The following is a 15,004-nucleotide window of genomic DNA, read 5'->3' as shown; positions in this document are numbered from 1 at the left end:
GGGGCGGGGTCCGCCTGGCGGAGCACCACGTGGGCGTTGAGCGCGGAGACGCCCTGGCTGGACACTCCGGCGACCGCCGGGCGGTCCGAGGCCGGGAGGTTCTGGAGGGCGACGGGGATCCGCACCGGCAGCCGGTCCCAGTCCACGTACGGGGTCGGCTCCTCGACGTGGAGGCTCGCGGGCACCTGCCCGTTCCGCAGGCAGAGCACCGTCTTGATGAGTCCGGCCATGCCGCCGGCCGCCTCGGCGTGGCCGATGTTGGACTTCGCCGAGCCCACCAGGAGCGGTCTGTCGGCCGGTCGGCCCGCGCCGAGGACCTCGCCGAGGGCCTGGAGTTCGAGCGGGTCGAGCAGGGGGCTGCCGGTGCCGTGCGCCTCCACGTAGTCGACGAGGGCCGGGTCGAGGTCCGCGTCCTCGTACGCCCAGCGGAGTACGTCAAGTTGGCCCGTGAGCGAGGGGTTGAGGAGTTGGTCCGTGGTGCGGCCGTCCGTGCCGACGGCGCTGCCGGCGATGACCGCGTGCACCCGGTCGCCGTCCCTGACGGCGTCCGCGAGCCGCTTGAGGACCACCACCCCGACTCCGTCGCTGGGGGCGTGTCCGTCGGCCTTGGCGTCACCGAAGCGGCTGCGGCCGTCCCCGGACAGGGTTCCGGCGTGGGACATCATGATGCCCTCGTCGGGACGGAGCACCAGGTTCACGCCCGCGGCCAGGGCGAGGGAGCTCTCCCGTACGCGCAGGCTCTGCACGGCGCTGTGGACGGCGTAGAGGGAGGAGGCGCAGGCCGTGTCGATGAGCATGCTCGGGCCGCGGAAGTCGAAGGCGTACGAGACCTGGGCCGGGATGACCGAACGGAAGTTGAGGTACTGCACGGCCGTCATGGCCTGCGGTCCGTGGCGGAAGGCGCGCTCCACGAAGTCCGCGCGGGTGGCGCCGACGAAGACACCGGTCCTGGTTCCGGCCAGCCGGTCGGGCCGGAGTCCGGCCTCCTCCAGGGCGTCCCACGCGGTCATCAGCAGGAGCCGCTGCTGGGGGTCGAGTTCGGCCGCCTCGCTGCTGGACATGCCGAAGAACTCGGCGTCGAAGTCGGCCAGGCCGTCGACGTAGCCGGCGCGTCGGCCGCCGGGGGAACCGGCGTCGGCCTGCGCGGAGTTCGGGGACCCTTGATCGGCGTGCGGCGAGGTCAGGGACCCGGTGTCGTAGCGGTCGGGCGGGGATTCCCCCGTGGCGTCGGCCCGGTCGCACAGCAACCGCCAGAACTCGTCGATGTCGCCGGCCCCCGGAAGGCGGCAGGCCATTCCGACCACTGCCACTGAGCGCGCATCCGCGTTCGCTCCGTTCATTCAGAAAACTCCCTCAATGCCGCACCGCAGGACGTACAGTTTGGAGCAGCTTCACTTCGGTGGACCGTGCCCGGGCAGTACAGCAGGTGACGGCCTGCGGCTCTGTGTGTGGGGCTGTTCGGGGACCTGCCCCCACATGACCGGAGCGGGGTTCATGTCGGGCAGGTGGACCCCGGGCGGGGTCCCTCGTCGTAGGGCTCGCTCGAGTGGCTTACCGCCGGGTCGGCCGGCACGCACGGGGGCTGCCGCCCCTGAGTCGCTGTGATCACACGCCCGTCCCCTCGGCCCACTCACTCCCGCGCCCTAGATCAATCCCGCACGATTGTCATATGCAGTGTCGTGATTCCTCGCCTTCCGTCCATCAGTTGGCGTGAAATGATCGCTACCCGTTGAAACATCAGGATTTTCCGGATAATCTTCAAGATTCAACTCAATCTCTGTCATTCCGGGTTCAAGGGGGACCGAGCAGCCCCGAGGCGCGGCGAGCAGCACGGCCCCGGCGGCTGCGCACACCTCGACACTGCCAACCGGTCTGTAAATCTGGGTAGATGACGAACCACCAGGTTCGGGGATCTGATTTCATGTGATCTCATGGATCCCCAGACAAGTGGCGAGGCCCGGCGGCAGCGCCTTCAGGCCCTTGGCCTCAACTCGGCAGATGCGGAAGCCACCTTCGACCGCGTGGCCAAGGTGGCTGCGACCGTGACCGGTGCGCCGCTCGCCATGGTCAACTTCATCAACGACCAGACGCAGATGTTCCGGGGCATGTACGTGCCGCGAGCCCCCGACGCGTCCCCGGACGAGCGGACGAGCGCCGACGCGGGCATCACGTTCGACCTGAGCAACTCCGCGGCCCGCGAGGCGCCCGGCGACTACGGCTTCTGCCCCCACGTCGTCGCGCAGGGTGCCCAGCTGGCCCTCGACGACGTGCTCGACTACCCGCGCTTCGCGGGCAACCCCCTGGTCAACGACATGGGTGTGCGCTCCTACCTCGGCACTCCGCTGCGGGACAACAGCGGGATGATCCTGGGCACGCTGTGCGTGGCCGACACGTCCCCCCGCCAGTGGGACGCCCAGACCAAGGAGCTGATGGAGGACCTGGCGCAGACGCTCGTGTCGGAGTTCCGGCTCCGGGACAGCCTTCTCGCCCAGCAGCAGGAGCTGTTCGCCGTCTTCGACGGGGCCCCCTTCCCCATCATGCTCACCGAGGGCCCCCGCCATCTGATGCGGTACGCCAACGGGCGCCAGGCGGTCGTCTTCGGCCTGGGCCGGCAGTACCTGCCCGGCCCGGAGGAGCTGCCCGCCCTGCGGAACGCCGGCGTCTTCCAGGCGATGGACTCCGCCTTCCACAGCGGACAGCCCATCACCCACCGGACGTCACTGGCGACCGCCGAACACGGCGGCTACCAGGAGTTCGACTTCCTCTGCACCCCCGTGAGGACGTCCCCCCGGGCACCGATCAGCGGCATCCTGACGGTCGCCATGAACGCCGCGACGGTCTCCGACCCGCACGCCTTCTCCGTCAACGTGCAGCAGCAGTTCGAACGCCTGGGCAGCGGAGGAAACCCCGCCCCCTTCCCCGGCCAGCCCTGATGAACACCGCCGCCACCGGGCGAGCAGCACGGAACGGCGGCAGCACGGAAACGTTCCGCTAGCGCGTCCGGGTGCGGGCCCGCCCGTCCGCTCGCACCCGGCACGCGCGGGACGTCGGATCCGAGACGTTCGACGTCGATTTCAAGCCACTCTACGGAGCGGCCGACGGCGTCCGGGGCCAGCGCGGGAACCGCCCAGCACGCCGACCCCGGCATCCGGACCGTGGCCTGGTGCCGGGGTACGAAGGGGCCGCTCAGTCGCGGGTCAGGGTGTCGATGAGGGTCAGTTCCTCCGGGGTGAAGTCGAGATTGCGGAGGGCGGTCACGCTGTCTTCCAGCTGGCGGGTGCTGCTCGCGCCCACCAGGGCGGAGGTGACCCTGCCGCCCCGCAGCACCCAGGCGAGGGCGAGCTGGGCCAGGCTCTGGCCTCGGGAGGTGGCGAGGTCGTTCAGTGCGCGCAGCCGGGTGACCAGGTCCTCGGTGACGGCGTCCCGGTTCAGGAAGGGGCTGTCGCTCGCGGCGCGGGAGTCCTCGGGGATGCCGTCCAGATAGCGCCCGGTGAGCAGGCCCTGCTCCAGCGGGGAGTACGCGATGGATCCGATCCGCAGGTCGTCGAGCGCGTCGAGCAGGCCCTCGTCCTCCGGGCGCCGGTCGAGCATCGAGTAGCGGGGCTGGTGCAGGGTGAGCGGGGTGCCGAGCTCGCCGAGGATGCGGGCGGCCTCGCGGGTCTGCTCGGCCGAGTAGTTGGACACGCCCACGTACAGGGCCTTCCCCTGCTGGACGGCGGAGTGGAGGGCGCCCATGGTCTCCTCCAACGGCGTCTCCGGGTCGAAGCGGTGCGAGTAGAAGATGTCGACGTGGTCGAGGCCGAGCCGGTGCAGGCTCTGGTCCAGGGACGACAGCACGTGCTTGCGGGAGCCCCACTCTCCGTACGGACCCGGCCACATCAGGTATCCGGCCTTGGTGGAGATCACCAGCTCGTCGCGGTGGGCGGCGAAGTCGGTGCGCAGGAAGCCGCCGAGGGCGGATTCGGCCGCGCCCGGCGGGGGGCCGTAGTTGTTCGCCAGGTCGAAGTGGGTGATCCCGAGGTCGAAGGCGCGGCGCAGGATGGCGCGCTGGGTCTCCGCCGGACGGTCCGGGCCGAAGTTGTGCCAGAGGCCGAGGGAGAGGGCGGGCAGCTTCAGGCCGGAACGGCCGGAACGGCGGTACGGCATGTCGGCGTAGCGGTCGGGATGCGGGGTGTACAACGCGACTCCAGGACGGGGGACGGCACCCGGGTGATCGGGTGGGGCGCGGATGGTCGTGCGGTGACCAATCTCCCCCGTCGGGCAGGTATGAATCCAACAGGAGAATCCGATCGGATTCAGCGCTTAGGCTTCTGAAACATGGAACTGCGTCATCTCCAGCACTTCGTCGCCGTCGCCGAGGACCGGCACTTCACCCGGGCCTCGGAGCGGCTCATGGTGTCCCAGTCCGGTCTCTCGGCCTCGATCCGGGCCCTGGAGCGGGACCTGCGGGCGCCGCTGTTCGTACGGAGCACCCGCCGGGTCACGCTGACGGAGGCCGGGCGGGCGCTGCTCGTGGAGGCGGAGCGCATCCTCGCACAGGTACGGGCGGCCCACGAGGCGGTGGCGGCCGTGCAGGGCGTGGTGCGCGGCACGCTCTCGCTGGGCGCCGAGCAGTGCGTGGCCGGGGTGCGCGTGGCGGGGCTGCTGGCCGCCTTCCGGGGGCGGCACCCCGACGTGGAGATCCGGCTGCGGCAGGAGGGCGGGCTCGCGCTGGCCGAGGACGTCGGCGCGGGGCGGCTCGACCTGGCGTTCGCCTACCGGAGCCGTGCGGACTCCGACGTCCTGCGCTCGGTGCCGCTGGCAGCCGAGCCGATGACCCTCCTGTGCCACCCGGGGCATCCGCTCGCCGCCGCCGGATCGGCGCTGTCCCCGCACGATCTCGCCGGGGAGGTCTTCGTCGACTTCCACCCCGGCTGGGGGCCGCGCCGGGCCACCGACGCGACCTTCGCGGCCGCGGGCGTACCGCGGGCGGTGAGCCTGGAGGTGAACGACGTGCACAGCCTCCTCGACCTGGTCGAGGAGGATCTGGGGATCGCCGCCGTACCCCGGCATTTCCGGCACAAGCGACCGTCCCTGCACGCGATCTCCCTCGCCGGCGCCGGAGAGGACGTCTACGAGACGGTGGCCCTCCTGCCGCCGGCCCGGGCCACCAGCCCCGCCGCCCGGGCCCTGATGACGCTCCTGGAAGAGGGCGCGGCACGCTGACGCGCGGCACGCCCGCCGTACGGGCGCGCGTGCCGCATCCTGGGTTCGGCGCGCCGGGCGGTCTCCGGGTGCCTCCGGACTGCCTCCGGATGTCTCCGGATGTCTCCGGATGTCGAGAATCCGCCGGCGGCTCCGTCCCCGGGGCGGCAGCGGTCCCCTGGGCCGTACGAGAACGAAGGAGAGACCGGCATGGCGATTCAACGGATGGACAACGTCGGCATCGTCGTCGACGACCTGGACGCCGCCGTGGCGTTCTTCGAGGAACTCGGCATGGAGCTGGAGGGCCGGACGGAGGTCAAGGGGCTCGTCGCCGACCAGTGCACGGGGCTCGACGGCGTGCACTGCGCCATCGCGATGCTCCGCACCCCGGACGGCCACAGCCGTCTGGAGCTGGCGAAGTACCTCAGCCCTGCGGCGACGGCCACCGAACCGCGCGATCGACCGCACAACGTGCTGGGCACGCACCGCGTCATGTTCGCCGTCGACGACATCCAGGACACCGTCGAGCGGCTGCGCCCCCACGGCGCCGAGATCCTGGGCGAGATCGCCCGTTTCGAGGACGTCTACCTGCTCGCCTACGTCCGCGGTCCCGACGGCGTCATCGTCGGCCTCGCCGAACAGCTGGGCTGAGGCGGAGGGGGCCGCACGCCGGGGAGGAGGCGCCACCGGCGGCCCGGCGGCATCCGGGTTCACGCCCCGGGGCGCGCGGTGCCGGTCACGCACGGCGGTCAGCCGCGTACGTGCAGACCGAACCCCGTACGGCCCGGGGACTCCAGGCCCGCCTTCAGCCGCAGTGAGGGGATCTCGTAGTCGCCGAAGTTCTGCCGGCGGAAGGCGATCGGCTCGGTCGTCTCCAGGGTGAGCAGGCGCTGCTCCCACGCCTTGGCGACGTCCGGGTACTCCGCCGCGGACATCCGGTCGGCGCCGTGCACCACGAACGGCGGGAGGACCTCGATGCCCGGGTAGTGGAGGATGCCGTGCTGGATCGGGAACAGCAGGTCGTCGACGGGGCCGTTGATCCCGCGGTCCGAGTAGTGCGCCTCCGGGCCGCCGATGGTCACCGACAGCAGGGCCCTGCGGCCCGCCAGGGTGCCCTCGCCGTAGCGCTCGCCGTACTTCGTGTCGCTGTGCTCGCCGACGCCGTACGCGAAGCGGTACGTGAACACCCGGTCCACCCAACCCTTGAGGATGGCCGGCATCGCGTACCACCACAGCGGGAACTGGAGGATGACGGTGTCGGCCCAGAGCAGCTTCTCCTGCTCGGCGCGGACGTCCGGGGTGAGGTCCCCGGCGGCGAAGGCGCGGCCGGAGGCGCGGACGACCTGGAGCGGGCTCGACGCGTGGGCGCCGTAGTCGGCGGCGTCCACGGCCGCCTTCCACCGCATCGCGTACAGGTCGCTCACCCGCACCTCGTGTCCGGCGCCCTCCAGGGTCGTCACGGCGAGGTCCTTCAGCGATCCGTTGAGCGACCGCGGCTCCGGGTGGGCGTGGACGATGAGCGTCTTCATGGGAACTCCTGGGGATCGGTTGCCTGCGCCCATCCTGGGTTCCGCTCCGCCCGGCGTTCAGGGACGCCTCTTCCGTAGGACCGGACTTCCTGGTACTGGCAGGGCCACCCTCCCGCGGGCCGGCCCGCACATACTGGGACCATGGACGATCTCGCAGGCTTCCTCCGCACGCGGCGGTCCCGGGTCGATCCGGCCGATGTCGGCATCCCCGTCGACAGCCGCCGCCGGGTCGAGGGGCTGCGCCGCGAGGAGGTCGCGCACCTGTCCGGCGTCAGCGTCGACTACTACGTACGCCTGGAGCAGGGCCGGGCGACCCAGCCCTCCGAGCAGGTCCTCGACGCGCTCGCCCGCGTCCTCGGCCTCGACGCGACCGAGCGCGGGCACCTCGACCGGCTGGCCCGGCAGCCCCGCCACCGTGCGAAGGCGCCCAGCGGGCGGCTTCGGCCGGAGGTGCTGCGGGTCCTGGACCTGGTCTCCGGCGCACCCGCGCTGATCATGAACCATCGGCTGGACGTGCTCGCCGGGAACCGGCTCGCCGAGCTCCTCTTCGGCCGGGAGCTGCCGGGTTTCAACACGGCCCGGCACATCTTCCTGGAGGAGGCCGAGCGGGGGCTGTACGCGGACTGGGAGACCTGCACCCTTGACGCGGTCGGACATCTGCGCCTGGCCGCCGGGACCTATCCCGCCGATCCGCGGCTGGCCTCGCTCATCGGCGAGCTGGCGATCGGCAGCGAGCGCTTCCGGCGTCTCTGGGCCCGCGCGGACGTGAGCGCCCGCACCCACGGCCGCAAGGCCTACCACCATCCGCTGGTCGGCCTGCTGGAACTGCACCAGGAGAACTTCGCCCTGCCGGACGCGCCGGGTACGGAACTGCTGGTGCTGTCCGCCGTCCCCGGCACCCCCACCGAGGACGGCCTGCGGCTGCTCGCCGCCCTGCCGGACGCCCGACCGCCTCAGGCGGGCCTGCGCCAGACGGATACGTGCTTCGCGGAGTCCTCCGTGAACGGCGCCCCGTCCCAGTCCGCGACGCGCCGCTCCAGTTCGAGCCCGGCGATCCGCGCCATCAGGTCGAGCTCGGCGGGCCAGGCGTAGCGGTGCCGGGAGGCTCCGCGGCGGTAGCGGCCGTCGTCGCCGTCGCGGGTGAAGTGGTGCGAGACGAGGATCTGCTCGACGAGGTCGAAGGTGTCGAAGCCGCAGTGCCGCTCGGAGACGTCGAACGGCACCGCCACCTGGCCGGGCGGCAGGAACCGGAGGGGCGGCACGGCCAGCTCGACGACGAACCGGCCGCCGGGTTCGAGATGGCGGGCGGCGTTGCGGAAGCACTCGACCTGCTCGTCCTGGGTGAGCAGGTTGGAGATGGTGTTGTAGACGAGGTAGACCAGCGTGAACCCGCCGGGTACGACGGTGGTGGCCATGTCCCCGATGACCACCGGGAGGGTCTCCTCGTCGGTCTTGCGCCGGAGGACGGCGGCCATGGGCTCGGACAGCTCGATGCCGACGACCGGCACGCCGCGGGCGCGGAGCGGGACACCCACCCGGCCCGTACCGATGGCGAACTCCAGCGCCCGTCCCTCCCCGGCGAGTTCGGCGAGGAAGTCGACGGTCGGTCCGAGGACGGCGGCCGAGGACGTCTCGGTCTCCTCGGCGTCATAGCGGTCGGCGGTCTCACGGGTCCACAGCTCACTGCTCGTCACGGGCGGCCACTCTGCCGGGTACCGACGGCAGATGTCGACGCGTTTTCCGCGGCGTGGGGGGCGAGCGCGTCGCCGCCCCCGTCCGCGGGGGCGGGCGGTGCGGTGCTGGATCGGACGTCGAGCCGGGTGGCGAGTTCGACGCGGAGGTTCTCGACGTGTCCGCCGGTACGGCGCCGCCAGGGCCTCCTTCTGTCAGGCCTCTCCGCCAACGGGCTCACCGCGCGCTGCCGGTGACCTCGGTCAGCGGTCGCGCAGGCGCACCGCCAGGGCGGCGACGTCGTCGTCGAGGCGCCCCTGGGTGTAGCGGAGGAGGTCGCGGTGGAGAGCCCCGAGGAGGTCCCGGGGCTGCGCGAGGGGCTGTCGGCGTGCCCAGGCCGCCAGCGGGAAGAACTCGCCGCGCCGGTCGCGGGCCTCGGCGATCCCGTCCGTGTAGAGGAGCAGCAGGTCGCCCGGGGCGAAGGCGCAGCTGTCCACGCTGTAGTGGTCGCCCAGCAGGTCGGCGAGGCTGAGCAGGGGCGACGGCACCTTCGATTCGAGGACGCGGAGCGTGGCCCGGTTCACCAGCAGCGGGGGCGGGTGTCCGCAGTTGATGACGTCGATCCGCCCGCCCCCGTGCGGGATCTGGACGAGGAGCGCGGTGGCGAAGCGCTCCATCGTCCCGCCGGGGGGCGAGGCCCCGTTGTAGCGGGAGCAGCTCGCGTCGAGCCGGCGCGCCACCTCGATCATGTCCGTCTCGCTGTACGCGGCCTCACGGAACGCGTTGACGATGGCCGCGGCCGCGCCCACCGCGGGGAGCCCCTTGCCGCGGACGTCGCCGATGAGCAGCCGGACGCCGTGCGGGGTGTCCACGGCCTCGTAGAAGTCGCCGCCGATGCGGGCCTCGGCCGCCGCGGCGACGTACAGCGACTCGATCTCGACGTTCCGGAAGCGGCGGGGCATCGGGCCCAGCACCACCTGCTGGGCGGCGTCGGCGACGAGCCGCACCTGGAGGAGGGTGCGCTCCCGCTGGAGCCGTACGTGGCTTCCGTACGCGGCGGCCACCGTGACGGCGATGATGCCCGCTGCGGTCCACCAGGTGCCGAGGTCGGGGAAGACGAAGCTGAGGCCGATCATCAGCGCCAGGCAGACCGTGCCGAGCAGGACGGTGGGCATGACCGGCCACATGGAGGCCGCGAGAGCGGGTGCGGCGGGCAGGAGGCGGCTGAAGGCCATCTCCGGCGGGGTCGAGTAGGCCAGTGTGGCGATCAGGACGGTCAGGATGACCGGCGACAGCCGCACGAGCATCCCCGGCCCGTAGCGCCGGCGAAGCCCTAGCCGCAGCTGTCCAGACTCGATCACACCGGACAGAATATCCACACAAGAGGGACATAGCGCCTCAAGAAGTCCCCGCGGAGGTCGGAGCGGCCGGGGCGGCGGCCGCTCGACGACGGGACCGGGTCGCCCGGCAGTGGTCCGCGGGTGTGGTCCCGTGAGCCGCGGGCGTGGCCCGCGGCTCACCCGGTTCCGTGCGCCCGCGCCGCCCCTCAGAGCTGGGTGATGGGCCGCATCGCGAGGCCCTCGGTGCCGGCCCAGCCGTTCACGCGGGCCGCGTCGTCGACGGAGACGGTGTCGAGGCCGTCGGGGAGGTCGAAGATCAGGGTGCCGCGCAGTTCGGTGCCCTCGCCCGCGACCAGGGTCGCGGTGAAGCGGTCGGACTGGTCGTACTGCGCCTCGCCCCCCTCGTCGTTCCCGAAGACGTACAGACCCGCGTAGGCCTTGCCGCCGCCCTCGACGACGACGGGCTCGGTGTCCGGCTCGCCCAGCGGGTCGACGGTCGGGGCGTCGTCGCCGGCCTTGAGCCGCACCAGCGGGGCGTCGTTGAGCACGCACGGCGTCTTCGCGGCGTTGGTGACGGTGAGGAGGAAGTGGCGCGGGGTCTCCCCGCGACCGTCCTGGAGCTCGACCGCGGTCGTGAGGCCGGCGGCCTCGCAGTCCGGGTACTTCGTGCCGTTCCCGCCGCCGGTCTCGCCGCTGTCGCCGGTCGCGGTGGCCGTCGGGCCGGTGCTGCCGGTCCCGGTGTCGCCCGTGGACCTGCTCGGCTCGGGACCGTTCCCGCCGGCCGACGCGGAGCCCGAGGGGGCCGTGGTCGGAGGCGCGGCGGCCTGGTCGTCCCCCTGGCAGGCGGTGAGCGTGAGCAGTGCCGTGGCCATGGTCGCGCCCAGGAGGGCGCCGCGCAGGCCGCGCCGGAGCGCGCCGTGTCCGGCCGTCTTCGAGTTCATGCCGTTCCCACTTCCCCCGTGACCGGCCCGGAGCCGGTCCGCATGCATACGACATCGCCATTGTGGCCGCGCGCACCGGCCTCTCTCACCTTCGTCCCGCGTCTGTTACAGCCCTCGTACGAACCGGCAGTCATAGCGTGACCATGACAGTCCGGCCGTGAGGCGGGTGAACGGACGTGCCCGACTGACTCGTACGGGTGGCATCTTTCGCTCGTGCTGGGTATCGAGGCTGCTCACATGGGGTGAAAGAGCCGCGTGCCTCGAATCCCCGCACCGGGCACGAGGCGTTGATGGTGCTGTGAGTACCTCGAGCACAGCACCGATACTGACCGACTCCCTCACCGCCCCCGCCCTTCCCGTCGCGCACGACTCGGGCGCGGACACCGCGCCCGGCGTCATAGTCGTCGCGTCCTGCACCACGCTCGGCGCCACCCTGGTCGTCGGCCTGGCCGGAGAGATCGACTGCCTCAGCGTCGCCCCGCTGCGGGCGCTGGTGGCCTCGGCGGCGGCCGAGGGCTACACCGGGCTCGTCCTGGACACCGCGCGGGTCACGTTCTGCGACTCCAGCCTCCTGCACGTCCTGGACTGGTGGCCGCGGCACGGACGCCGGCTCACCCTGGTGAACCGCTCCCGGGCCCTCCGAAGACTCCTGTGGGCCGCCGCGGTCGACCTGCCGGAACCGCCGGGCCGCCGGGCCGACCCGCTGATGGCGGCGGCCACGTCATGACCTTCATACTCCTGACCTGCGGTCCGATGCTGGCAGCGGCCCTGCTGGTCCACTGGGAGCCCCGCGCCGCCCGCCACGGCCGTCGCGGCGCGGCCGCCACCCGGCCCGCACCCCGCAGAACCCTCGTGTACTGCCACGTCGCGCTCTCGCTGCCCGGCTCCACGGCCTAGCCACGCGCCACCGCCCGGCCACGCGCCGGAGTCTGGTCACGTAGCGCCACCTGGTCACGCAGCGGCGTCGGGGCCCGCGCCCATCCGCGGGTCCCGGCGCCCGGGCCGCGTCCGGGGCGCTCCCTAGCAGTTCTCCCGGATCACGTCCTCCAGGGCCGCCAAGGCCGCCCGGTCGTCCACGACCTTCTTCTCCAGGGTCTCCAGGGCCTGCCGGAGGGCGCCGATCTGCGCCCCGGCCGGGTCCGGCTGCGCCTCCAGGCCGGTGATCCTCGTCCTGAGCTCCCCCACGCGCTCCTCCGTCCCGCCGATGCCCGCCGCCTGCTCCTGCGCCAGGCGCGCCATCATCTGGCAGGGGGACTCCGGGGGCGGCGGAGGGGTCATCGCGTACTCCTTGGTCGTGGCGCCCGCCGTCGGGGCCGCCGACGACCAGTATTCAAGCGCCCCGCCGACCGGACCCGGCGAGATGGGCTGTCCGGACCAACGTCCGCGGGCCCGGGGGCGCCTCCCGCGGGGCCCGTCTGCGGCCGTCGTACGCCCTCGGTACGCCCTCGGCAACGCGGTCCGTACGCGCTCCCGCCCGATACCGGTCGCATGCCGTCGGCCAACCGGTTCCATACCCGCCGCTCCTAACGTCTGGCACAGCCGTTGCTGCCGCCGACCACCACCCCGCGAGGAGAGTCCCGTGCTCGAAGGCTTCGCCGAAGCGCTCGCGGACCGGGACCACTACCTGCCGCTGTCCGCCGTGGCCGACCCCGGGCCGCCCTTGACCCCCGGCGAGGTGCCTCCCGGGCTGCGCGGCACCTCCCGGGGCATCTGGACGCTCTGGGGCGGCGGCCCGCACACCGGGCTCCCCGAGCAGGGCTGGAAGATCCACGTGTCGGCGCGGCTGGACCGGGCCCAGCACGTCCTCGACACGGTGGCCGGGATCTGCTTCTCCGAAGGCGTGCCGTTCAAGCACCTCAGCGCCCGGCTCTTCTTCCTGTTCCTCCATCACAAGCACGCCCCGCGGTCCCAGGCGGGGAAGTTCTGCGCCGTCTATCCGCCGGACACCGAGGCCGCCCGCCGCCTCCTCGAACGCCTGAGCGAGGCGCTCGACGGCGAGGAGGGACCGTACGTCCTCACCGACCGGCGCTACCGGGACTCCCGGACCGTCCACTACCGCTACGGCTCCTTCGGGGCCCGCAGCGCGCTGCGGGCCGACGGGACCCGGGAGGCGCTGGTCCGCGACGGTTCCGGCCGCGAGGTCGCGGATCTGCGGCTGCCCGCCTTCCACCTGCCCGCGGGGATCGAGGACCCGTTCGTCGAGAAGGAGGAGGAGCCGCACACGGGGCCGATCCTGATCCGCGCGTACGAGGTGAGCCGCGCGGTGCGGCTGGGCAACTCCGGCGGCACGTACGAGGCCAGGGACCGGAGGACCGGGCGCACCGTCTTCCTCAAGGAGGCCCGCGCCCACAACGGGCTGGTCTTCGACGGGACCGACGCGCAGCGGCGGCTGCGGCACGAGGACCGCGTGCTGCGCGCCCTGCACGCGGCCGCCCCCGGGGTGGGCCCGGAGCCGCTGGAGCACTTCACGGAGTGGGAGCACGACTTCCTCGTCACCGAGCACATCGCCGGACAGCCGCTGGTGAGCTGGCTGAGCCGGAACTCCCCGCTCGCCCGCGCCGACCGGACGGGCGACTCCGTCGCCGCGTACTACGCGGAGTGCCGGCGGCTGCTGGCGGCACTCGACGCCTCGCTGGAGCGGCTGCACGCGGCCGGCTTCCGGTTCGGCGACCTCAGCCTGGGCAACGTCATGATCACGCCCTCGGGCGAGGTCCGGCTGGTCGACTTCGAGACCGCCTCCGCCCTGACGGAGCCCCCTTCCGGGATCGGCACACCGGGGTTCGCGCCGCCGCCCGGTCTGCTGCGGGCGGACACCGACCCCCTGCTGCCGGACCGTTACGGCATGTCGGCCGTGACGATGGCCTTCCTGGCGCCGTTCCACGAGGTCGCCGAACGCGCGCCCGCCAACCTCGCCCTGCTCCGCCGCGACCTGGCGGACGTCGCGCCCCCGCACGACCTGTGGCAGCGGGCCACCGCCTACCACCCCACCGCGGGGAACCTGCCGGAGCAGGCCGGCCAGGACCGCCCGGCCTCCCCCGCCGAGCCCGGCACCGATCCGCGCGGCCGACTCGCCCGGCTGGCCGGGGAGGTGGCCGCGGGGCTGCTGGCGTCGGCCGACGCCGCCCGGCCCGAGTGGGCCTTCCCGGCCCCGCCCGAGGCGTTCCGCACCAACAACGTGTGCCTGGCCTACGGCACCGCGGGAGTGGTGCACGCCCTGCACCGCGCCGGGCACCCCGTGCCCGGGGAGATCCGCGCACGGCTGCGTCGCGACACCCTTGCCCAGCGCGACGCGCTGCCCCCCGGACTGCTCGTCGGCACGGCCGGCATCGCCCGCGTCCTGGCCGCCCTCGGCCTGCCGGACGAGGCCGCCGAGCTGCTCCGGGCGGCCGACGACCACCCGCTCACCGCCTCCTGCGCGACCCTGGCCGGCGGGCGGGCCGGCGTCGGCCTGGGCTGGCTGGCCCTGTACCGGACGACGCGGGAGGGCCGCCATCTGGAGCGGGCCGCCACCGCGGGAGACCGGCTGCTGCGCACGCCCGACCTGCCGACGGCCCTGGGCGCGCACGACGCCCGCGGGCTGCTGCACGGCCGCACGGGGCTCGCCCTCTTCCTCGACCGGCTGGCCGGGGAGACCGGGGAGCCCCGCTACCGGGAGGCGGGCCTCGTGCTGCTCCACCAGGAGCTGGAGCGGACCTTCCCCCTGGACGACGGCTCGCTGTCCCTCTCCGACGACGCGCGCCTCACCCGGGCCATGCCGTATCTGGCCACGGGCGCGGCCGGCGTCGTGGCGGTACTCACGCGCTACGCGGCGACCGCGCCGGACGAGCGCTGCGCCGCGGCGCTGCCCCGGCTGGTCGCCGGGATCCGGGTCTCCCGCGCCGTGAAGGAGGCGGGACTGTACCGGGGCCTCGCCGGGCTGACCTGGGCCCTCACCGAGCACGCCGAGCGCACCGGCACGGACGACGCCAGGAGGGACGCCGTGCGGGCCGCGACCGGTCTGCTGAAGTACGCCGTCCCCCACGGGCGCGGTGTCCGCTTCCTCGGCGCGGGCGCCCAGCGGTTCACCGCCGATCTGTCGGGCGGTGGCGCCGGAGTCCTGCTGGTACTCCACCGCCTGCTGTCCGGACCCCTCCTGACGGAGCGGCAGCACGCGCGGCCCCGGATGCCGTCGGTCGGATGACGGCACCGGCGGCCTCCCCAGAGCGCCCGGGCAGGGAGCGAGCCTCCGTGCCCCGGCAGGCAGTGACCGAACGGCACCACCCCGATGAGAGAACCGGAGAGCACCCATGAGCGAGATCCTCGCGCTGCAGTCCCTGGAGACCGAGCCGGAGGCCTACTC

Annotated in this window: 13 protein-coding genes and 1 pseudogene; 7 read left to right on the top strand and 7 right to left on the bottom strand. The window is 73.2% G+C overall.

Annotated features, from left to right (window positions below):
• Positions 1-1,310: polyketide synthase (locus tag EAO70_RS07230; protein WP_261992717.1), on the bottom strand; the 1,310-nt coding region annotated here is incomplete at its 3' end.
• A 621-nt stretch (positions 1,311-1,931) separates the two neighbouring features.
• Here EAO70_RS07230 and EAO70_RS07225 point away from each other — a divergent pair.
• Complete coding sequence (locus EAO70_RS07225; protein ID WP_148002170.1) at positions 1,932-2,933, top strand: GAF domain-containing protein; 1,002 nt, start codon at positions 1,932-1,934, stop codon at positions 2,931-2,933.
• A gap of 253 nt (positions 2,934-3,186) precedes the next feature.
• Here the strand turns inward: EAO70_RS07225 and mgrA are convergent, their stop codons facing one another.
• Positions 3,187-4,179, bottom strand: a complete 993-nt coding sequence (gene mgrA, locus EAO70_RS07220) for an L-glyceraldehyde 3-phosphate reductase (RefSeq protein ID WP_148002169.1) — start codon at positions 4,177-4,179, stop codon at positions 3,187-3,189.
• Between the two features lie 138 nt (positions 4,180-4,317).
• Between mgrA and EAO70_RS07215 the strand changes: the two genes are divergently transcribed.
• Entirely contained in the window at positions 4,318-5,205 is an 888-nt protein-coding gene (locus tag EAO70_RS07215; protein ID WP_148002168.1) for a LysR family transcriptional regulator, read from the top strand.
• A gap of 189 nt (positions 5,206-5,394) precedes the next feature.
• A complete protein-coding gene (locus tag EAO70_RS07210) occupies positions 5,395-5,835 on the top strand; it encodes a VOC family protein (RefSeq protein ID WP_148002167.1) in 441 nt (146 codons plus the stop codon).
• A gap of 98 nt (positions 5,836-5,933) precedes the next feature.
• Here the strand turns inward: EAO70_RS07210 and EAO70_RS07205 are convergent, their stop codons facing one another.
• Entirely contained in the window at positions 5,934-6,713 is a 780-nt protein-coding gene (locus tag EAO70_RS07205) for an NAD(P)H-dependent oxidoreductase (protein WP_148002166.1), read from the bottom strand.
• A 141-nt stretch (positions 6,714-6,854) separates the two neighbouring features.
• Between EAO70_RS07205 and EAO70_RS07200 the strand changes: the two are divergent.
• A pseudogene (locus EAO70_RS07200) lies at positions 6,855-7,649 on the top strand (helix-turn-helix transcriptional regulator); the annotation flags it as partial.
• Between the two features lie 17 nt (positions 7,650-7,666).
• On the opposite strand, the gene EAO70_RS07195 reads toward EAO70_RS07200, so the two are convergent.
• The 3 genes from EAO70_RS07195 to EAO70_RS07185 form a co-directional block, all read right to left on the bottom strand.
• A complete protein-coding gene (locus tag EAO70_RS07195) occupies positions 7,667-8,407 on the bottom strand; it encodes a class I SAM-dependent DNA methyltransferase (protein WP_148002165.1) in 741 nt (246 codons plus the stop codon).
• 240 nt (positions 8,408-8,647) lie between these two features.
• Positions 8,648-9,691, bottom strand: a complete 1,044-nt coding sequence (locus EAO70_RS07190; protein WP_148002164.1) for a PP2C family protein-serine/threonine phosphatase — start codon at positions 9,689-9,691, stop codon at positions 8,648-8,650.
• 239 nt (positions 9,692-9,930) lie between these two features.
• On the bottom strand, positions 9,931-10,665 hold the full coding sequence (locus EAO70_RS07185; RefSeq protein ID WP_187283774.1) for a DUF4232 domain-containing protein: 735 nt from the start codon (positions 10,663-10,665) through the stop codon (positions 9,931-9,933).
• Between the two features lie 298 nt (positions 10,666-10,963).
• Between EAO70_RS07185 and EAO70_RS07180 the strand changes: the two genes are divergently transcribed.
• Positions 10,964-11,392, top strand: coding sequence for an STAS domain-containing protein (locus tag EAO70_RS07180; protein WP_187283773.1), 429 nt, complete (start codon positions 10,964-10,966; stop codon positions 11,390-11,392).
• Positions 11,389-11,562: a hypothetical protein gene (locus EAO70_RS37715; RefSeq protein WP_187283772.1), complete on the top strand. Its 174-nt coding sequence runs from the start codon at positions 11,389-11,391 to the stop codon at positions 11,560-11,562. The genes EAO70_RS07180 and EAO70_RS37715 overlap by 4 nt, the downstream gene beginning before the upstream one ends.
• 123 nt (positions 11,563-11,685) lie before the next feature.
• Here EAO70_RS37715 and EAO70_RS37710 read toward each other — a convergent pair whose 3' ends face one another.
• On the bottom strand, positions 11,686-11,943 hold the full coding sequence (locus EAO70_RS37710) for a hypothetical protein (RefSeq protein WP_187283771.1): 258 nt from the start codon (positions 11,941-11,943) through the stop codon (positions 11,686-11,688).
• A 301-nt stretch (positions 11,944-12,244) separates the two neighbouring features.
• On the opposite strand from EAO70_RS37710, the gene lanKC reads away from it, so the two are divergent.
• Entirely contained in the window at positions 12,245-14,845 is a 2,601-nt protein-coding gene (gene lanKC, locus EAO70_RS07175) for a class III lanthionine synthetase LanKC (RefSeq protein WP_187283770.1), read from the top strand.
• Positions 14,846-15,004: the final 159 nt, after the last annotated feature.

It is taken from the genome of Streptomyces sp. adm13(2018), assembly GCF_008042145.1.
Taxonomy (GTDB): domain Bacteria; phylum Actinomycetota; class Actinomycetes; order Streptomycetales; family Streptomycetaceae; genus Streptomyces.
Note: the sequence above shows the minus strand (reverse complement) of the source record. Positions and strands in the feature narration are given on the sequence as shown.

What these genes read in the sequence shown, in the direction of transcription:
- EAO70_RS07215 (WP_148002168.1), top strand. Translation starts at nt 4,318, where the DNA reads ATGGAACTGCGTCATCTCCAGCACTTCGTCGCCGTCGCCGAGGACCGG.
- EAO70_RS07210 (WP_148002167.1), top strand. Translation starts at nt 5,395, where the DNA reads ATGGCGATTCAACGGATGGACAACGTCGGCATCGTCGTCGACGACCTG.
- EAO70_RS37715 (WP_187283772.1), top strand. Translation starts at nt 11,389, where the DNA reads ATGACCTTCATACTCCTGACCTGCGGTCCGATGCTGGCAGCGGCCCTG.
- EAO70_RS07225 (WP_148002170.1), top strand. Translation starts at nt 1,932, where the DNA reads ATGGATCCCCAGACAAGTGGCGAGGCCCGGCGGCAGCGCCTTCAGGCC.
- EAO70_RS07205 (WP_148002166.1), bottom strand. Translation starts at nt 6,713, where the DNA reads ATGAAGACGCTCATCGTCCACGCCCACCCGGAGCCGCGGTCGCTCAAC.
- EAO70_RS37710 (WP_187283771.1), bottom strand. Translation starts at nt 11,943, where the DNA reads ATGACCCCTCCGCCGCCCCCGGAGTCCCCCTGCCAGATGATGGCGCGC.
- EAO70_RS07185 (WP_187283774.1), bottom strand. Translation starts at nt 10,665, where the DNA reads ATGAACTCGAAGACGGCCGGACACGGCGCGCTCCGGCGCGGCCTGCGC.
- EAO70_RS07190 (WP_148002164.1), bottom strand. Translation starts at nt 9,691, where the DNA reads ATGCTCGTGCGGCTGTCGCCGGTCATCCTGACCGTCCTGATCGCCACA.